The organism is Halomonas sp. GFAJ-1, assembly GCF_000236625.2.
Taxonomy (GTDB): domain Bacteria; phylum Pseudomonadota; class Gammaproteobacteria; order Pseudomonadales; family Halomonadaceae; genus Vreelandella.
The window spans coordinates 1-20,383 of sequence record NZ_AHBC01000002.1; the positions used below are offsets into that span (position 1 = coordinate 1).

At 50.0% G+C, this 20,383-nt stretch carries 15 protein-coding genes; 14 read left to right on the plus strand and 1 reads right to left on the minus strand.

The window, feature by feature from the left end; all coding sequences use genetic code 11:
- The 13 genes from MOY_RS17235 to MOY_RS00335 form a co-directional block, all read left to right on the plus strand.
- Nucleotides 1-492, plus strand: a 492-nt coding sequence (locus tag MOY_RS17235) for a hypothetical protein (protein ID WP_009095208.1), incomplete at its 5' end; no start/stop codon positions are given.
- A gap of 14 nt (nt 493-506) precedes the next feature.
- Nucleotides 507-2,222 (plus strand): LeoA/HP0731 family dynamin-like GTPase, encoded by a 1,716-nt coding sequence (locus MOY_RS00275; protein ID WP_009095210.1) that lies wholly within the window; start codon nt 507-509, stop codon nt 2,220-2,222.
- Nucleotides 2,223-2,511: 289 nt separating this feature from the next.
- The gene (locus MOY_RS00280; protein WP_009095212.1) at nt 2,512-2,895 is read left to right on the plus strand and encodes a hypothetical protein; all 384 of its coding nucleotides are present in this window, start codon (nt 2,512-2,514) and stop codon (nt 2,893-2,895) included.
- Between the two features lie 34 nt (nt 2,896-2,929).
- Complete coding sequence (locus MOY_RS00285) at nt 2,930-5,692, plus strand: NERD domain-containing protein (protein ID WP_035539645.1); 2,763 nt, start codon at nt 2,930-2,932, stop codon at nt 5,690-5,692.
- Nucleotides 5,689-7,092, plus strand: coding sequence for a tetratricopeptide repeat protein (locus MOY_RS00290; RefSeq protein WP_009095216.1), 1,404 nt, complete (start codon nt 5,689-5,691; stop codon nt 7,090-7,092). Before MOY_RS00285 ends, MOY_RS00290 begins: the two co-directional genes overlap by 4 nt.
- A 120-nt stretch (nt 7,093-7,212) precedes the next feature.
- Nucleotides 7,213-9,003: a GmrSD restriction endonuclease domain-containing protein gene (locus MOY_RS00295; RefSeq protein WP_009095218.1), complete on the plus strand. Its 1,791-nt coding sequence runs from the start codon at nt 7,213-7,215 to the stop codon at nt 9,001-9,003.
- A 101-nt stretch (nt 9,004-9,104) separates the two neighbouring features.
- Nucleotides 9,105-10,112 (plus strand): PD-(D/E)XK nuclease family protein, encoded by a 1,008-nt coding sequence (locus MOY_RS00300; protein WP_035539647.1) that lies wholly within the window; start codon nt 9,105-9,107, stop codon nt 10,110-10,112.
- Nucleotides 10,113-10,179: 67 nt separating this feature from the next.
- Nucleotides 10,180-11,019 (plus strand): fructosamine kinase family protein, encoded by an 840-nt coding sequence (locus MOY_RS00305; RefSeq protein ID WP_009095226.1) that lies wholly within the window; start codon nt 10,180-10,182, stop codon nt 11,017-11,019.
- A 148-nt stretch (nt 11,020-11,167) separates the two neighbouring features.
- Nucleotides 11,168-13,798 carry a BREX-1 system phosphatase PglZ type A gene (pglZ, locus tag MOY_RS00310; RefSeq protein WP_009095227.1) on the plus strand — a complete coding sequence of 877 codons (2,631 nt, stop codon included), beginning with the start codon at nt 11,168-11,170 and terminating at the stop codon, nt 13,796-13,798.
- 72 nt (nt 13,799-13,870) lie between these two features.
- Nucleotides 13,871-15,943: a protease Lon-related BREX system protein BrxL gene (gene brxL, locus MOY_RS00315; RefSeq protein WP_009095228.1), complete on the plus strand. Its 2,073-nt coding sequence runs from the start codon at nt 13,871-13,873 to the stop codon at nt 15,941-15,943.
- A gap of 62 nt (nt 15,944-16,005) precedes the next feature.
- Nucleotides 16,006-16,188, plus strand: a complete 183-nt coding sequence (locus tag MOY_RS00320) for a hypothetical protein (protein ID WP_009095230.1) — start codon at nt 16,006-16,008, stop codon at nt 16,186-16,188.
- Nucleotides 16,189-16,246: 58 nt separating this feature from the next.
- Nucleotides 16,247-16,570, plus strand: coding sequence for a hypothetical protein (locus tag MOY_RS00325; protein WP_009095231.1), 324 nt, complete (start codon nt 16,247-16,249; stop codon nt 16,568-16,570).
- Between the two features lie 863 nt (nt 16,571-17,433).
- Nucleotides 17,434-17,679 (plus strand): hypothetical protein, encoded by a 246-nt coding sequence (locus MOY_RS00335; RefSeq protein ID WP_009095233.1) that lies wholly within the window; start codon nt 17,434-17,436, stop codon nt 17,677-17,679.
- A 171-nt stretch (nt 17,680-17,850) separates the two neighbouring features.
- On the opposite strand, the gene MOY_RS00340 is transcribed toward MOY_RS00335, so the two are convergent.
- Nucleotides 17,851-18,477 carry a tyrosine-type recombinase/integrase gene (locus MOY_RS00340; protein ID WP_009095234.1) on the minus strand — a complete coding sequence of 209 codons (627 nt, stop codon included), beginning with the start codon at nt 18,475-18,477 and terminating at the stop codon, nt 17,851-17,853.
- Between the two features lie 557 nt (nt 18,478-19,034).
- On the opposite strand from MOY_RS00340, the gene MOY_RS00350 reads away from it, so the two are divergent.
- A complete protein-coding gene (locus MOY_RS00350) occupies nt 19,035-20,153 on the plus strand; it encodes a hypothetical protein (protein ID WP_139029264.1) in 1,119 nt (372 codons plus the stop codon).
- Nucleotides 20,154-20,383: the final 230 nt, after the last annotated feature.

The window sequence follows — 20,383 nt, forward strand, 5'->3', positions numbered from 1 at the left end:
GAGTTAGTTAGTCCAGCTAAAAACAATTTACTTGTGTTATGTGGCTCTATAAAAGAGATCTCTAAAAATCTTGAAGAAAAAGAGGAGAAAATAAATAATGTGGCTCAAGAGATAAATATAAGACTATTGCATAAGGTTGCATTTATCATAACTGGCGAGCACTTTAAAATTCCCAGAGTGAAAAAAATAGTCAGAGTCCCTGGCTATGCGTGCTATTTCATCGTTGATGGTTATTTTAGGGACTCATCGCTTTTGCGGTCATTGGGCTTGACAATGAGAGAAAATGTACGAGTAGTATATGATAAAGATATAAAAAGTAAGATTTTACACTTATACCGCGGTCTTGTTGAAGAAGTTAGTGTTTTCGATGAGAAATCTGTTGAAATCCGTGTAAAGAAAGATAACGTGGGCAAGGTTATTGGAAAAGACCATAGAAGAATAAAAATGGTTGCTGCCCTTTGTTCATGCCAAATTAATATTATTAGCGATTAACCTGGAGTAAGAAAATGACGGATATTTTTTATAGCATATTCACAAATAAAGTTGATGAACTTGGCGGTCGTGTAGTCAAATTGTTAGGAAGTGTCGATGGTAACGGGGATCTATCGACCTTAGATAAGGGTTCCTCGCGTCTTAGCATAGTATTTGCGGGGCAGTATAGCGCAGGAAAGTCTTCTTTAATAAAGATGCTAACGAGCAATGACAGTGTAAAAATTGGCGCAGGTGTAACAACCGACTCTGTTGCAGAGTACAGATACAACTCTCTATCAATCTGGGATACACCAGGTATTTTAGCAGGGCAATGTGAAGACCACGATGTAAAAGCACTTGATGCAATTGATAGAGCAGATCTCATTGCTTATGTAATCACCAATGAGCTTTTTGATGATGTCGTGGGCGCTTCTTTCCGGAACCTTTGTTTCGAAAAAGGTCGAGCTAATGAGTTGATGATAATCATTAACAAATTTGAAAGCGATGCGGCCAACAAAGCAACAAAGATTTCTGGAATAACGAAGGTTTTAGAACCAAAAATACCAGAAGATTTTCCTATTGTTTTTACGGATGCAGAGTCCTACTTTGATGCTTTAGATGAAGAGGATGAAGAAGAACGCAAAGAGCTAATAGCGATCTCAAATCGTGATGGATTTATTAAAGAAATTGATAGCTTTGTTGCTAGAAAAGGAATTTATTCAAGACTTACCACGCCACTTCAAACATATCAAAATAAATTGCAAGATAGAGTTGACAGCTTGACTATTGACAACCCTTTGAGTAGAGGTGTTGTTAGTGTTTTGAGTCAATATAAGCGAATTTTCAACAACAATAAGCGTGATTATCAAAAGAAAGTACGGGCAATCCTTGACGATTTTGATGTTCGCGTTATAGAAAATGGCAATCAACTTGCTGACTCCATTGGTAATGACTCTGACGAATTTCAAAAAACTCAAGATCAAGCAATATATGAGTGTGAAAAACTTACAGATTCTGCAATGGAAAGCATTAAAGAAGTTTCTATTGAAATCGTTGAAGACTTGGAAAAAGAGCTAGCAGATCTTACTACAACACCAGCTGCCATCAAAGTTATGGAGGCTCTAAGAGAAGCTAAAGAGTTTGACCTAAGGTCAGGCGAAAGTGATTTAAGTGGTTTTTCAAGTAATGACCCATTAGTGCTAAGCAATGCGCTTACAAAAGGCCTTTTAACTTCAGCAGAAAAAGGGTTCTCTGTTGTTTCTAAGAGTGCAATAAGTGCATCTGGTAAGTCTGGTTTAGGGGGAGTCTCGGGTAGCCAACTTCACGACATAGTAAAAGGCGTTGGGAAGCTGTTCAACTATAAGTTTGGTCCATGGGAAGCCGTGAAAATTGCCGATAAGATCGGCAAAGGAGCAAAGTTTCTTGGCCCAGCAATGGCAGTCGTAGGTGTTGGTATGCAAATCCTTGATGATTATCAGAAAGCTGAGCATGAGAAAAAAATCTTGCAAATTAGGCGTGATATTCGGAAAGGGTTTCGTGAGTATGCAAAAAGTACAAAAGATGTGTTTGATGAACAGGTTTTAACCTTTATTGCCTCTGCTTTTTTAGAACCGATCAGTGAAATCGATAAATCTTTAGGCGAAATTAGAAGTCAGGCCGAAAATAGTACGGAGCTATCTGAAGAAATCACATCACTGTTAAATGAGGTCAAAGCCCTCAGGTATGAAATCCAGGACGCCTATGAATCATGAAGAGCTGCCTCATGGAGTTTTTCATACCTGCTTCCGTGATGTCGGCGGTAAGTAACTTTACTGTGTTCAATCGGCAAGGAGACTAGATGCAGCGCGACCAACTCCAGTAGGGGCTTCAGTACGCCTTCTTCACTGACATGCATCGGATTGTATTCTGGTACGACGCCCCGGGCCATTTGCCGATGCACTGCCCGAACTGTCACTCAACAGTGTGCAGATACTCAATATGGCGCGGTAGTCGACCCTGGGCGTAAAAACGCGCCTGGAGCTGGATGAGCTAGAGGCGCCGATGCTGCTCTACTTCCCTCGCGCTGAACTCGCGTTCGAGGAGGACTGGCTGTTGGATACCTTTCGCCGCTACAACGAAAGCACCCTGGCGGAGATGCGCACCGACTACTTCATTCCGCTCACTACCAAGCTCGCCAGCTACGTGGAAAAGCTAGAGCAAGACAAAGAGGCCAGCACTTCCGCCGCCGAAGCGAAAGCGATTGAGAAAGAGCTAAGCAAGCTTTATAAACAACAAGCTGAAATCAACACCTTCGACGATAAGCTCCACCACTACGCCGACCAACGCATCTCGCTGGATCTGGATGACGGCGTGAAGGTGAATTACGGGAAGTTTGGGGGTTTGTTGGCGGAAGTGAAGACCGTGACGGGCGAAAAGGCAGGCTAATAATACCTTTGCCGAAAATTAAGGAATTGCAAGGATGGCATTGAAGGCATATCGCGGGAGACAATTTGATCACACACATGAAAACAAGGCATTCGACCGACTGTACGATGCTCTTAGCATGCATTGTCTGTCCACCAATCAAGATTGGCGCTTGTTAGCCAATTTTTACGTTGGTGGCCGGGAACTAGATGCGCTGGTCATAAAGCCCAACGCGCTGATCATTATTGATTTCAAGGCGTTCAGTGGAACCCTGGCGTTTTCTGAAAGCGGGCCATGGGTGATGACTAATGAGTCCGGCCATAGCGTGGAAGTTAAAGGCGGTGCCAGCGTTAACCCACTACGCCAGCTTACGATCAATAAACATGCCCTGATCGACTTTCTTAGTCGCAACATGGCTGATCTCAATACCGCTTGTAACTGGCGGCATACTGCAGCATTGGTCGTTTTTGAGGGAGCGGTAGAGTTTGATGCAGGCCACCTACCCGGTGGCATCAAACCTTGGTTTCATATCACTGATGAACGTCAGCTTGTGAGAGATCTGGACGCCATCGTTAGCAAGGAAATTTCGCTTCCTCCGACAGGTATCGAGCGAATGATCAAGCAGCTGGGTATTGAGCACTATGAACCAGCTGGCGTACCCGACGTGAGACTATTGGGTGAAAGGCTGGAAAATACGAGCACAAACGCTGCTTTCACACATAAACAAAGCGTGCTCCTACAGCAGTTACGTCACTGGTTACAGAATGCGACCGGTTTATTCCGTTTAGCTGGCATGGCTTCAACGGGGAAGCGCTTTCTATTTCCCCACGTAGTAGAGGAAATTGGCGCTGCTGGATACGAAGTGCTGCTTCTTACTCCCAGTGCGCGGTTATCCGGTACTTATCATCATCCGCAGGCACAACCCACATCCATATATACTTGGCTATATAGCCGTGAACCAGATAATTTTGAGATCATAAATGACCGCAAAATCGGTGTTCACAAAATAAAACAAGGCTTATTGTCGCCACGCCAGATTCCTGTTCTTGTTGATGCACACCTGCTGAGTGACGAAGAATTCAGCACAACCGACAGGCGTTATGGTTCTGGTCATTTGATTCAGGATTTTCTGTCAGTAATAGAGTCGTATAAAGCCCCATTTGTGGTCATCGGCGACCCATACCAGACTCCGCGTGGCTCGCAGCAACGTAGCCTGATGAGTGATAGCTTGTTGGAATATCGGCAGTTGTCTGTAGTGGGGGAGCTATTGTCTGAACAGGTTGTGCCTGATCCGCAAGATGCGTTGAGTCAGTTTCAATCCCACTTAGTCAGCCGCGTGATCAACACCCGGTTCAACTCTCTGCCCCGTGTTGTCGGAAAGCGATTGCAGATCCAGCATGAGGGCAACAAGGCTAACTGGGAGCCAGATGTCAGTAATGTGTGCGCGGAATCCATACTGCTTTGTGCTACTCATGAACAAAGCCGTAAAATCAACGCTGCTGTTAAAACCAGAATTTTGGGCCACACAAGTCCATTACGACTGGGTATCAGGGATCGGGTCGATTTCTACAACCGTACACCGATCATTGCTGCTGATTCTGAAACTTGGGCGAGCTCTGAACTGCGCTGGATAAGTGCTGGTGAAATAGCGCTTATTGATGGTGTCGATGAGGGTATTGAAACACATAGTGTGCAGTTACGCGGAAGAAGCAAGCCTACCGACCTGCGCTTCCAGCTTGCTCACTGTCGTTTACCCGGTGTCGGTGAGGTAACGTTCCGTTATCTGATAGATTTCTACGAAGCAGAGCGTCCTGAGCTGACCACAGACCAAGTGCTTGCATTACAGGTACTGGCCCGTCAGCTTGCCAAACCATTGCTAGCTGAACAGAAGGCAAGGCTGCCAGATAAGAAAGATCCGGCCTACGCGGAAGCCCGTGCAAGCTATGACCGTTACGAATACAAGGTTCTCCAAGCCCAGGGTTACGCGACTGCTGCTCTGATTCGCCCTGCGCATGTCATGACGCTGCATAGAGCTCAGGGGCGACATTGGCCCTGTGTGTGGGTGAACGCATCCCGCAGCTCTTCGGGTGGGAAACCTAACAATGCTGACTATTTTCGTTGGCTATACACTGCCTCTACCATCGCTGAAGAACAGCTGGTCGTTCGACAGATGCCTGCGCTCACACCCTTGATTTACGCCACTGTTAGCCGAGCCCATGATCTCCGAGTAGGGCCGTTTGCCGTCAATGCAGGACTGTTCTACGACTCTGCTCGGCAGCCGAAAGAGCAAGAAGCATTTATTGTTCCACCCCCAGGATTTAGCGATATCGAGTTATTGCCACTGCTGCTGGCTTTGCGCGAGCGCCTGGAGAAATCAGCATGGCGCATTGGAGAGTGGAACGAGTATCCATTTCAGGTGGTAGTTAAATTCATTGAGCGCGATCAGCAAGCTAATGTCGCCGTACGCCTTCACTACGACAAGAAGAAAACTATCACCACAAAGGTCTTCATCTGTGGTAATCCAGAAGATCAAACAATCATTGATAAGCTGATTGTTGAGCCATTTAAAGCCCAAAGTCCTGCTCTGCAAGACGCCTTTGATGCAGTTTTAGAAAAACTGACGCTTCATGGTTTCAGCCTTGCTCATGCCAGCGAAAGTGCTTATCTCCTTCAACTGGTATTTGTAGGAGGCGAAGACGCTGTAGATGTACATATCAATGCAGATAAACGAGGTATGGTTAGCTCCATACGAATTAGCCGAGCAACTTCAGAAAAAGCGATCACTCGCTTTACCAATGCTATGGAGGCCCTAGCATGAGTATCTTTGACGATATCAGGGAGCTCAAATCAAACAATAATTTAGAGGGAGCCTGGCAGGCTGGCTATCAGGTGTTACAGCAAGATAAGAACAATGAATTTTTGAAAACATCGCTATTCTGGGTGATCTATGCGGCACTAAAATTGAAAGCAGAGCCTATCAAATCACGTGAAAACAATACTCCACGACCATCTGAACAACAGGCGATCGATCTGTGGGCGTCACGCATATCTGACTTGGAGCTTACCCTGCCGAGCGATAACATTGATTTCAGGTTATGGAATCTTTTCAACAAGATCGGAAAGTTTTGTGAACCTATTTGCTCCTTTATATTGATGTCTGGGAGTAAGCTATTTAATGCTGACGACCATAAGCCCTTTGTTACCGACAAAGGCGAATCACCCAGCACCGTTCAGAAGCTGGCTAGAATGGTTGCTGCATGCTACCTGCTTAACAGTGAAGGAAGCACATTGTCAGCGCCTCGGATCGTAGCGTTTCTCAAATATGCTGAAGAGGTCGCGGACGATTCGCCTGCAGGAAAGGTCTGGCTAGCGTACGACAAGGCCAAAGTCTATTTGCAGGCCGATGAACTGCAAAGGGCGAGAGACGCATATCTGACAGTTCTTCAACGTAAGCGCAATGAGTCATGGGCCTGGTTTGGCCTAGCGAAGACTTATGAAGATGAGCCTTATGTTGCAATCAAACTTCTGGCAAATGGATTATCTTCTGCCCATGACCCGAAATTCAGTATCCAGGGCCTGGTTCAGATCGCCGAGCGATTCCATGAGATCGGAGAGAACGAGAACGCATCTAAGGCACTGAGTAAGCTGTTGGAGATATACAGCCAGAATGGATGGACGCCCCGGGATAATATCTTGGAGTTGACCTCATCCCCCTGGTTCGATGCCTCAGTTGATTACAGTGACTTTGATGCAATTACTCGTAGCTTATCGACAGGCGCTGAGCAATACACTATTGCCAAGCCACAGCGTTATGCCGGCATTCTGCGAAATGTCCATGCCTCTTTAAAAGGCGCGAATATTTACGTATCCCGTGATATGACACTTTCTGCGAGAAAAGGCGTTTTTCCCAAGCGTAATTTTCCCGAGCCAGGCACGCCCCTTGAGGTGCTCTGCGATTTATCCTCAGATAAACCCGAGGTAGTGTCAGTGAACATTGGCGACCATTTTGAATCCCCTGATATTCGTTTATTTGACGGCACACTAAGCGTTACCGATAGAGGGTTTGGCTTTGTGAATGGCGATATATTTGTTCATGCATCTCTGGCATCTACACAAACAGATAACTGCCAAGCGAAGGGCGTTGCAGTAGCCGCTTTTGATAAAGCGAAAAATAAGTATGGCTGGAGAGCTATCAGTCTCCACTCTAAAGATGGCTAGCGTCAAGATCCGGAAAAAAATCACACGCATCTAAGATCAAGTCGTTTTGAAAGCTTTATGCGCGCTAGGTGACATGGATAAAGCTATCCGGCAACAATACAAGCGCAACAAGGATCAGGCATGGCCAAATACGAAGTAAAACAGACCGCAGTAAGCCAAGTTTTGGCGGATGTGCGCAGCGACAAGATTGCCATCCCGGAGCTGCAACGGCCATTCGTGTGGAAAACATCCCAGGTACGCGACCTGATGGATTCTTTATATAACGGCTATCCGGTGGGCTACCTGATCACTTGGCAGTCAGTAGGCGCCAAGCTGAAAGGCGGCGACGTGGCGGCTCATCAACAGATTTTGATTGACGGCCAGCAGCGGGTAACAGCACTGCGTGCAGCGGTGGCGGGGCAGCCGGTGGTGGGCAAGCGCTACCAGAAAAAGCGCATTGCCATCGCGTTCAACCCGTTGAACGAGGAGTTTGCTACACGCACCCCGGCAATCAGTAATAGCAGCCAGTGGATTCACGATATTAGCGAGTTTTTCTCGGGCACTAGCCAGCTGACCTTTCTACGTCACTATTTTGACAAGAACCCCGGTGTCGATGAGGGGCAGGTCGAGGCTGCGGTAGCGAAGCTCGCAGGTATTGAACACGCCCAGGTCGGTGTGATCTCTCTTAACGATGATTTGGATGTGGAAACGGTCGCTGAGATATTTGTGCGTATCAACGCCAAGGGCGTTCCACTTTCCAGCGCCGACTTCGTCATGAGCAAGATCGCCACCTATGGCGATGAAGGGCGCAACCTGCGTAAGCTGATTGATTATTTTTGCCATCTCACTGTGTCCGGTCACGCCTTCGACGACATCCGCGCTAACGATGAAGAATTTGCCGCCTCGCCACACTTGGACAAGATCCAGTGGCTCAAGCGCCAGTCAGATGAGTTGTTTCAACCAGAATACACCGATGTGATCCGCATTGCAGGGCTGGTGGGCTTCAGCCGTGGCAAGGCCGGAGCGATTGTCAGCGAGCTTTCCGGTCTCGATCCAGAAACTCGCAAGATTGACGAAAGCCGCATCCCCGCTGCTTATGCGCGGTTTTCCGACGCGCTGGATCAATTGGTGCGCAAGACTCACCTTGAACGCTTTGTGATGATGATTAAGTCGGCGGGCTTTATCGACGCTAGCATGATTGGCTCGAAGAACGCACTGAACTTCGCCTACGCGCTGTATTTGCGGCTGCGCAACGACGACCAGCTGAGCGAGGGCGAGCGGGCGCGTATCGTCAAACGTTGGTTCGTGATGACACTACTCACCGGCCGTGCGGTGGGTAGTTTCGAATCAACCTGGGAAACCGACCTGCGCCGGATTAGCGAACACGGCGCTGATGGCTACCTGCGCATTCTGGAAGAATCAGAGCTTGGCGATGGCTTCTGGAAAGTGGCCTTGTTGCAGGAACTGGTATCACCTAGCAAGCGTAGTCCAGCGTTCCAAATTTACTTAGCAGCGCTAGTTAGCAAGGGTGTCCGCGGGTTTTTGTCGAAGTCGATAAATGTTGCTCAGATGATCGAAGGGCATGGTGATATGCATCATATTGTTCCTAAGAATTATTTGATTAAGAATGGCTTCCCAAAACAGGGTGACTACAACCAAGTAGCCAACTTTGCGCTGACGGAAACACCCATCAATATCGCTATTAAAGACTATCCCCCGCAAACCTATATGGCCAAGGTGAAGGCACAATGTGACACCGGTGAGCTAACGTTAGGTGAAATCACTCATCAGGCAGACCTTCAAGCTAACCTGAGAGAGAACGCTATCCCGGACTTTCTGGACACCGTCACTGCTTACAACTACCGAGATTTTCTCGCGGCGCGTCGCAAGCTAATGGCGCAGATGATCCGTCATTACTATGAGGCGTTGTGAACTCCTAGCGCACAATATATTGCGCCGAGCTAATTATTCTCTTTAGTGCAATATTGGGTTACTTATGCGTCAACAATGATTCACTAATCTCCAGTAATAACATGACAACCGTTGAACCAACCATGCTCGAAAAACCCAACCTATTTTCGTTTGCCACAACAGAGCTATCGCAGGATGCCTTCATCGCATGGTTATTGGCATGGGCAGATACCCAGTATGCGTCAGCAGACCCCCAGCTCCATGCGTGTGCGAGAGAGCTGATCGCTGCTTTTTTCGCAAAGCATAGCAAACCGTTGCCGCAGTTTACCGAGGTTAGTGTAACGCGCCAGAGTAAGCATATTGATGTGTTGTGCGTGCTTGATGGTAACTACGCCATCGTCATTGAGGATAAAACGCATACGGAGGCGCACTCCAACCAGCTGGCTAAGTACCTTACCGATATTCAGGGCAGGGGTTACCAGCCTGAGAATATCTTGGCGTTATACTTCAAAACGGGTGATCAGAGCTGCTACAAAGCGATTTATCGCAATGGGTTTCAGCCGTTCTCGCGACGTGATGTGTTAGCTGTGCTTGAAGCAGGATCTGGGACAAGTAACGCTATTTTTCATGATTATTTAGCGTGGCTTCAGCATTGGGACACACGGGTAGAAGCTTATCGGGCACGGCCATTCGGGGAATGGGATGGGTACGCCTGGATAGGATTCTACAAAGCACTCAAGGAGCAGCTTGGCGAAGGTAACTGGGGCTATGTGCCCAACCAGTCAGGTGGTTTTTTAGGATTTTGGTGCGGCTTTGAGGATATTTTGCATATTCAGCTCGTTGATAACCAAGAGCTGCGCTTTCGTATTGACGTACCAGAGGCCCTAAAAAGAGCGGCGCTGCGGCGTCATTGGCATCATAAGATCGTGACGCACTCTGAAACATTTGGCCTTAGAACCAAGAAGCCCCCTCGATTTGGCCACGGGCACTCAATGGTTGTCGCCACTCTCGATAGCGAAGACTACCGTCAGGCAGATCACAACGGCCAGTTAGATATGCAAGCCACTGTGGATGTTGTTCGCCGTGCTATCGCACTGGTGAAAAGCGTAACGAGCGAGCCTTCGGAGTAAGGTTGTCTGTCTTGGCTTGCGGTTGTGCGGCACTGAGTTAAGTGTGAATGTTTATGGGAGTTAGCGTATGAATCACACGCTTACCGCATTGTTACATGAAGCGGGGCTTAGCCCCCTGGGTGCGCTTCAGCCGCTCAGCGGTGGTGATAGTGCCGCGACGTATCGGCTACAGACCCGTGAGGGGGATGTGGTGGTAAAGAACGACCACCCCGCTCGGCTAGCCGGTGAGGCCGACGGCTTAAAGGCGCTCGCTAATGCTAATAGCGGCTTGGTGTTGCCGACGGTGATTGCCCAGCAGGGTGAATGGCTGGTGATGGAGGCATTGGAAACAGTACCGCACCGCCATAGCGATGAGGCGGCACTGGGTGAGGGACTACGTAAGCTGCATGAGATGACAGGGGACGAGCACGGCTGGCCCCGCGATAACGCCTGTGGGAAAACACCCCAGCCTAATGCGCCCATGCAGGATGGCCGCGCTTTTCAGCGAGAGCGGCGTTTACTCCCCCTCATCAACGCGTGTTATTCCAACAGGCTGTTAGATAGCGGTTTACGACACCGCCTTGAATCGTTGGCCCATGGGTTAGAACGCTGGCTGCCGGATGTGTCGCCGAGTTTGGTACATGGTGATTTGTGGTCAGGCAATGTGCTGTTCACGCCCCAAGGCCCCGCGATCATTGACCCCGCCGTTTATCGACACTTCCCAGAGGTGGATCTGGCGATGTTGACGCTGTTCGGCTCGCCCAGTTCGGCTTTCTTTGAGGCGTACTGGAACGGCAGCGCCCCCGATGATTGGCCCAGGCGAGAGGCGCTTTTTCAGCTGTATCCGCTACTGAACCATCTGCTTTTGTTTGGAGAAAGCTACCGAACCCCGGTTGAACGTGCGGTATCCCGGCTGGAAGCGTACTGAGCAAGGTGTTGCCACTGGCTCGGCGCTTTTCCTACGACGCGTGATAGAATCCAGCCATTCTCTTATGTTTTATTAATGATTGATCACCCGCACAGGTGCGAAGCGCCCAATAGCTCGTCGATTTGTGCGGTACAGGCACGGAGGCTAGATGCAGCTCGACCAACTCCAGCAGGGCTTACAACACGCCTTCTTCACCGACCGCCATCGGATTGTGTTCTGGTACGACGCCCCTGGCCATTTTGCGGATTCGCTCAGCGAGCTTGCGTTAGAAGGCGTTCAAGTGATCAACATGGCGGGGGAGTCCACCCTAGGCGTGAAGCTACGCCTGGAGCTGGAAGAGCCTGAGACGCCGACGTTGCTCTACTTTCCCACTGCCGAGCCAGCCCCAGAAGAGGACTGGCTGCTGGATATCAAGCTGTACTCTGGCCGCTTCTACGCCGACCGTGTCTCGATGATTTTCAACGAGCTGGGCCTAACCCGCCATGTACTGCGCGAGCACTTGGCGCAGCGGCAGGCGTTCTTAGCCAGTCGTAAGCGAATCGAAGCGTTGAAGCGCTTGGTTACGCTCTCACTTAGTGAAGATGAGCTGGATCTAGCGATGCTGGCCGTAGTGGTGGGGGCCACGTCCCTCGACGTCGCCACGCTGCTGTTCCATCTGGCTGAAGAAGCGGTGGCTAACGAGTTGGGTTTAGAGGCTACCCCAGCGGCGTTGGTCGAAGCGGAAAAGTACGCCCTGGTGCCTGCGCTGGTGCGCGCCCTGCAGGCCGAGGTGGGTTACCCCGCCAGTCAAGCAGAGCTTAGCGGTGACGCGCCGCTGAACTTCGGCCAGCTGATGCTGCGTTTATTGATTACCGGCTACTGCGAAAGCATTTCTGATATTCCCGACTGGGCGCGTCAGGTCGCCATTCCCTCGGTCAATGCCCGCGCGACGTCACGGGCGCTACTCACCCGCTGGCGGGATAGCTCGCGGTTTTACCCTGCGTTCGATGTGATTTCCGGGTGGGTAGCGGATGCCCAGCGTATTGATGACAAGCTGCAGGATGTGCCGCTTGAGCAGCTCAGCCATGTAGCGACGTTTGAGGTGGTGGAGAAGCAGATCATTGTCGATCTCTGCCAGGCGATTCCCACGGCGGACGCCCCCGATCTGAAGCTATTCGACAGCATCATTGTGGTGCGCTTGGATGGCTACTGGGCATCGCGGCATAAAAACGATGCCCGCCGCGAGCGCTATCGGCAGTTGTACGCCGCGCTTACCGCCGCTATTGCGCTGTTTAGCCTGCGTCACCAGCATGCCAAAGGCTTTCATTACGAGAGCGTTGAGGCGCTTTATCACGCGTACCAAACCGATCTCTACCGTTTTGATACCGCCTATCGCCATTACGCGGTGGCGTCGGATGCCACCGGCGTGGAGCTGCTAAAAAACCTGGACGCCGCCGTAGAGCGCTGTTACGACGAGTGGTTCCTGGGCCAGCTCACCCGTAACTGGAGCGAGCGCGTAGAAGCCGAACAGCGGCTCACCCACTGGAAGCTGCCGAACATTCCCAGCCAGCAACACTTCTACCGCGACTGGGTGCAGCCCCAGCTAGGTGCTAGCCGCCAAAAGCGTGTGGTGGTGGTGATTAGCGATGCCTTCCGCTATGAAGCGGCGGAAGAGCTGCGTGAGCGCATTAATGCCAAGCGCTACAGCGAAGCGACGTTAAAAAGCCAGTTGGGTGTGGTGCCCAGCTACACCACCCTGGGGATGGCCTCGCTGTTACCGCACCGGGAACTCAGCTATCAGCCGGGCAGCGATACGGTGTTGGTGAACGGCCAATCTACCCAAGGCACGGCGAACCGCAGCAAGCTACTCAAAGCCGCGCTAGGCGGGGAGGCGTTAGCCGTCACCGCCGACGAGGTAAAAGGCTGGAGCCGTGAAGAGGGGCGCGAAAAGATCAAAGGCGTGCAGCTGATGTACGTGTACCACAACGTGGTAGATGCCCGTGGAGATGCCGCCAACACCGAAAGCGAGACGTTCGCATCGGTGGAAGATGCCATTGATGAACTGGATCAGCTGACCCGTAAAATTCTCATGCACCTGAACACCAGCACGGTGCTGGTCACCGCCGACCATGGTTTCCTGTTCCAGCGTAGCGCCTTGGATGCTACCGACCGCACGGCGCTGTCAGAAAAGCCAACATCGGCCTTCAAAAGCAAAAAGCGCTATGTGCTGGGTGAATCGCTGCCCGATAACCCCAGTGTGTGGCACGGCCATACCCGCGATACCGCAGGCACCACCTGTGACACCCAGTTCTGGATACCCAAAGGCGCGCACCGTTTTCATTTTGTGGGCGGGGCGCGTTTTGTACATGGGGGCATTATGCCCCAGGAAATTGTGGTGCCGGTGCTTACTGTTCAGCAGCTTCGGGGCGAGAAGGTGGAAAAGCGCACCAGTCGCAAGGTGGAAGTCATTTCACCCAAGGCATCGCTGAAGATGGTCAATAACATTCAGCGTTTTGAGCTGCTGCAAACCGAAGCGGTCAGCGAGCGCCTCCGCCCAGTCACGCTGTCGGTGGCGATTTACGCGGGCAGCGAGGTGGTTTCCAGTGAAGAGGTCGTGACCTTCGATAGCGCAAGCGACAATATGACCGAGCGCATGAAGTCGGTGCGCCTCTCGCTATCAGGCACGTCATTCGACCGCAAGAATGACTACTTCCTGGTGTTGCGGGATAAAGACCTAGGCACCGAACGGGAGCGCTACCGGGTAGTAATTGATCTCGCGTTTACAGACGATTTTTTCTAGGCCAGTCATCAGCGGGAACGCTTTTATGTTTGTGCATTGTGCTTTTAACGTCGTTCAGGAGTGACCGCCCACATGGATTTTGATTCAACTTCCGCCACGCAAGTGACTGACGCCCTCCAGGATGCCGATCTGGATACGCTGCTCAACACGCACTTTGCGGGCCGCGTGGTGCGTAAGGATCTCACTCAACGCGTGAAAGAGGGCGCAAACGTGCCTGTTTACGTGCTGGAGTACCTGTTGGGTATGTACTGCGCCTCAGACGATGCGGAGGTGATCGCTACGGGATTGGAAAACGTTAAAGCGATTCTGACGGATAACTACGTTCGCCCGGATGAAGCGGAGAAAGTGAAATCCATCGTGCGCGAGCGCGGCAGCTTCAAGGTGATTGATCGTGTCACGGTGCGCCTGAACGAGAAAAAAGACCGCTATGAAGCGGCGTTCAGTAACTTAGGCATCAAAGATGCCGAGATCTCCGCAGGCATTGTTAAAGAGCACGAGAAACTGCTGGTAGGCGGTATTTGGGTGATTGCCACGCTCAGCTATTTTCATGAAGAGGGTCAGTCATCGTCACCGTTTGGCGTCAGCCTGCTCAAGCCAATTCAGATGCCCCACATGAATATGGACGAGCTGTTTGAAGGGCGGCGTGGCTTTACCAATACCCAGTGGCGAGAGGTGCTGATTCGCTCGATTGGCATGGAGCCTGCCGAGCTAGATGAGAGCGTACAGTGGCACCTGCTGGCCCGGATGATTCCGTTTGTTGAGAACAACTACAACGTCTGCGAGCTAGGGCCACGGGGCACAGGCAAAAGTCATATCTATAAAGAGTGCTCACCCAACAGCATTTTGGTCTCTGGCGGGCAAACCACGGTGGCCAACCTGTTCTACAACATGAGCTCGCGTCGCATTGGCCTGGTAGGCATGTGGGATTTGGTGGCCTTCGATGAAGTGGCCGGTATCTCGTTCAAGGATAAGGATGGGGTGCAGATCATGAAGGATTACATGGCCTCTGGTTCTTTTGCCCGTGGGCGCGAACAGATGGAAGCCTCAGCCTCGATGGTGTTTGTGGGCAACATCAACCAAAGCGTGGAGTCGCTGGTAAAAACCAGCCACCTATTGACACCATTCCCCGATGCCATGATTGATGCCGCCTTCTTTGATCGCTTCCATGCCTATATTCCCGGCTGGGAAATCCCCAAGATGCGGCCCTCGTTTTTTACTCAGCGCTATGGGTTTATTGTTGATTACCTCGCTGAATTCTTCCGTGAGATGCGCAAACGCAACTTCGCCGATGCTATTGATCGCTACTTCTCGTTGGGTGACAACCTCAACCAACGTGACGTGATTGCGGTGCGTAAAACCGTGTCGGGCCTGCTGAAACTGATGTTCCCCCATGGGGAATACATGAAAGACGATGTACGCGATTGCCTGGAATACGCCATGCAGGTACGCCGCCGCGTGAAGGAGCAGCTGAAAAAGATTGGTGGCATGGAGTTTTACGATGTTCATTTCAGCTACATCGACAAAGAGACCTTGGAAGAGCACTTTGTGTCTGTGAAAGAGCAGGGCGGTGGCGGCCTGATTCCAGAAGGCCAGGGCAAGCCAGGCGTGGTGCATACCATTGGCCTCAGCGATAAAGGCATGCCGGGGGTTTACCGCATCGAAATGCAGGTCACGGCGGGCAGCGGCAAGCTGGCCATGTCAGGGCTCTGGAACTCCACCGCCGCCAAAGAGCAGGTCAAAATGGCCTTTGATTACTTCAAGGCCAACGCCAGCCGCATTAGCGGTGCCCGTAAGGTGCTAGAGCACGACTTTCACCTCCATGTGGTCGATCTGCAAAATAGCGGCGTTTTGCGTGACCTTTCGCTCGCCAGCTTGGTCGCGTTCTCTTCAGGCCTGGTAGGTAAACCTACTCAGAGCCAAATGGTCGTGCTGGGTGATATGAGCCTGGGAGGCAGCCTAAAGCCCGTCGCAAGCCTAGCGGAATGCCTGCAGGTTGCTTTTGATGCCGGTGGCAAGCGCGTCACCCTGCCCATGAGCAGCGCCATAGATATTCCCACCATCCCCGGAGAGCTGTTCACCAAGTTCCAAACTAGCTTCTATGCCGAACCGATTGATGCAGTGGTCAAAGCGCTTGGGGTGGGTTAAGGTTAATGAGTCTATTGCGATGATGCATTCATGCTCTCGCACGCATTACAGGAGGCACTTAGATGGAAAAATCTAATGAGCTCAGTGATGTAAAAGCAAACGGCGACCCTCTGCAGCGGCTTAAGGGCTCGGTTGGCAAATATGAGAAGCCATTTGAGCCTGTAGGCATTGAGGACTGGGAGGCTATGCAGATGGAAGAGCCTATTCCAGCCACCCGCACAGGTGATGAGCATCCGCCGAGATAGACACGCATTGCACATGCCATGTTAGTGAGCACATGGTCGGTAGGCGAGGAGCATAGCCATGAAAGTGACTGAAAAAGTAGAAGTCGAAGCCGTCACCGATGTGGTGTGCGATGTATGCCTAACCACGACACGGGTAGCAGACGACAACCTTGAGTACGCCACCCTCAAAGCCCATTGGGGCTATGGCGCTCAACATGACGGCGAGCGTTATGAAGTTCACCTGTGCGAAAGCTGTTTTTTCAGCACGTTGGCTTACTTCAAACAAGAACGCCGTGTGCAAAATTTGTTCAGCGAAGATAGCGACAGAGAGCAGGCCTTCAATACAGATGACCGCCTGGGGCTAGTGGCGACGGATGACTATTTTGGTGATCATAAATCTTGATAAGTGGTTTTGCTTCGCCTTTGGACTGAGTACAGAGGGCTGCTTAAGGCAGATTTCGACCCTGAGCGGACGTTCCCGAAACTATATATTTGCGGAGCCCTAAGCTCACAATGCGCGTTTTTCAGGTGCCGGCTGTAATATGAGTGCTCATATTTCTGGAGTATAATACTGTAAGTTTAGGTAAAAATGGTTTATGAAAAGGTGTTCTATGTTTATACGCAATTTTGAGAGAATGGTGATAATATTAACACGCATTCGCATGAATAAAATTGTTAGGCGCACATGAAATTTAGCGATCTTCTCGGCCAAGGGTACGACGAAAGAACCGAAATCATATATGCCAATCCAATTCGTGTTTATCTTCCGGAAACTCCGCTCAAGGTAATTGAGCAGGTCTACTGTCACCACGGCAGAAAAGACGAGTTTCAGAGACAGTACGGAGAGCTTAATCTATCTGCCATAGCTTGGACCTCTATCACGTTGCCTGCCTCAGAAATAATTAAGGCTACTATCTACGAAGGTTTTATGCGTTGGTTCCGAAATGTTGAGTCCCGTACCTTGGAGTTTGCAGAGCGTGGCTGGCAGTGCATCGATAAGCGGAAAGACGTAATTTCGCATTGGTCAAGGTATCAAACATGGTCGCGTCCACCTGTGTTCATCCAAGGGCTTACGCCGGGAGTTATCGGGGGACTGCACCTGATGGAAGGCCATACTAGAGTTGGCCTGCTAAGGGGCTTGGTAAAAGACGGAGTGCTTAGTCCGTTATCAAGGCATAAAGTCTTTGTTGGGCGTGTAGATGCGCCTAACAAAAAATTGCATCAGACAAGCCGCTGAATGCGGCGTTATACGTTTCTGGAGATACAATGAGAGTTCTGGCTATCATTTCAAATGTTTTCTTGCTTATAGTGGTAGTACTACTCATCGTGGATAGTGGATGGCCATATGAATTAATTTATCAGTTAATGTTGCTTGTATTCTTTGCGGCCCCAATAATCAGTATTTTTGCTCTTGTTCAGTCAAATCTTGCTAAATCAGAAAGTTGGCTGGGCCTATTTATGCAACGGAAAAAGTTAGAAGAAAAAGAAAAGTTACGAAATTTACAAAAATAGATAAATAAAACTGTATAACAATCGTAAGCAGTTCAGCCCTGCAGGCTCTGACGTCGCTTATCTCCGTTGCTGTTGTAAGCATTACCAGAGAGCAAAACATCAATCAACGTCCCTCAAAGACCGCTTCTGGCCGAGTAACGACGGCCCGAAATAGGCCGTCGTTCAGCCTCATCAAACTTCAGTCTGTTCTGCCATTTCTAACGCGTCATCTACCTCTATCCCTAGATACCTGACAGTGCTTTCCAGCTTCGTGTGACCCAGGAGCAGTTGCACTGCCCTTAGGTTTTTCGTGCGACGGTATATCAACGACGCTTTAGTGCGGCGCATCGTGTGCGTGCCATACACTGACGCATCTAAACCTATTTCGGTGACCCATGCTTTCACGATACGGGCATATTGGCGTGTTGAAAGATGCTTTGCGCTATTGATGCGGCTGGGAAACAAGAAGTCTTCGTTTCTAAGTTGAGCAAGCTGTATCCAGTCCATGATAGCAATACGCGTTTGCTCGGTTATTTCGAACTGGACAGGTCGATGCGTTTTTTGCTGCATCACGATGGCTCGTGGGGATATGCACGCACCATGGGCTATATCCCGGACTCGTAAATTGACAAGGTCGCAGCCCCGTAATTTGCTATCAATGGCTAAATTGAAGAGGGCAAGGTCTCTCGTCTTTTTGGCAAGCTGTAGGCGCACACGTATAGCCCAAATATCTCGAAGGCGCAGAGGCGACTTCTGACCAACTAACTTGCCTTTATTCCAAGGTGTAGGTGTACAGGAGATTTCAGTCACAACGTTCATGGCATGTTCCTCCATCAGGTGGAGGTCAAAGAATGGCTCAATTCATGCTCGTCATGTGCTAAGGATAATTTACAATCGGTGCTCGACCCAAAGCGGTTATTCCAGGAAACGCAGCAGACGCGCGATTTTTGGAGATACAACCTAATGGAAATTGATGATTTTGAATATTATAGACTTTTACAGGCTGCATTTGCCGGATAAACGTGCCGGAACGTTTTTTCAATCATAAGATGGGAAGTCTAATACACTGTTAGGCGTTTAAAATGGATAGATGCGAGAAACGAATAGAGGCGGCGTTCCTTGTCCAGTGCTCGTCACAGGCTGCGTACGATTGGTTATTTTCCCGCAGGTACACTGGTGATCAGGGGCCGCCTAGGCTTTTCGAAGCCCCTGAGATTCTGGAGTACTTGTTGGTTCGCCGTAAGGATCCATTCATTGACTTGGCTATTGCACGCTTCGGCCACTCCCTACCAATGATTCGAAGGGTGTTCAGGCGAGGTAACGTGGGAACACGGTGTGCTGCTCTAGCGAATCTACATGTTGGGCCACGTACTCGTATGAATCGAATTAATGAGGGTTGGCTCCAGGAAGACGAGCTTAGGAAGCTTATTCGGAGTGGCTCAGAAGCAGAACTTGAAGCGTTGATTAAAAACAGATTTCTAAACGATGATGCGCTCGAATGTCTGCTTGAACGAAAAGAGGAATTTGCGGATATATCCGAAGAGCAATATATTAAGATGCTCATTTGGTTAGGGAAAAATCCTCGTATGTCGGCTGAATACGACCACAGGATTCTTGACGGCTGGGCGGAGTCTAGTCATGCAAGAGTATTCTCGTTGGCTTGGGAGCTTGCGCGACATTTAGCTACAACAAAGACAAATGCCCGGGTGCTGTATGAACTTCTGAAGAACACCGCGTTACCCGTTGGCTATGACAATCCTGAAGAAGTCTTGGAGCGATGGAGAATTGAGCAGGAACCCAAGAACGGACGCAGGTCACTGGCATATTCATACTTCCTTAGAACGCGTCTTGCTGATGTTCTAAAGGCCGATGATAAACTTCTTTCCTCCAACGACCCATCGGAAAGAGAGTCGTTCTACCGAAGATTCTACCCTTGGCAGTACAAGGACTGGCCCACGTTTATAGAGCGAGATGGCGGGCTTGCTTTCGATGCGATGGCTGAAAATAACGAATTGTGGCGTAACGCGGAGAGTCGGGAAGTATTACGCGATTTAGCTTGGAAAGTTCCCGATCCTCATTCATCTATGAGGGCTCCGAATACCTACAATGCTGTCGAAGAGCGTAAACTTAGGGAACATCCAGAATGGTTTGCAGATGAGGATTCGGAGTACAGCAATGCTCCGGATGCGATAGTCCGGCGTGTTGAGAAAAAAATGGATAAGCTTGTAGATGCTGTCGAACCATTTTTGGGCAAGGATAATTATATCAATACCGTGGCGCAAGATATTGTAGAAAAAGTGGAGCGCTTGTCGAAACGCATAGAGGATGCAGACACTGATAGTCAAAATGAAATTAGGCATGAACTCCATAGCTTGCGAGATGAACTGCATGAAACTAGAGCAATAACTCAACCGGCACCATGTAGGTATACACGTGCGCCTGTTTGGCCATGGATCATTATCATTGGCCTTTTAATATTACTATTGCTGAAGTGAAATATGCCTAACACCTATGAGCCTTCTCTCTGTCAATAGGCCGTAGGAGTTTTATTAGCCGCGCAAGCAGCCAATATCAAGCCCCTGAGCCAGTGATCCTACTTCATCTGTCATCATTGGCTGTAAGTGGCTTACAGCAAACACCTATTGAGGCACACTTATTGCGGTGGTTCACCAAAGGCTTCTGGCATGTAGGTCAATTCCACAGTAGTGGCGATGAGTGCTAGTGT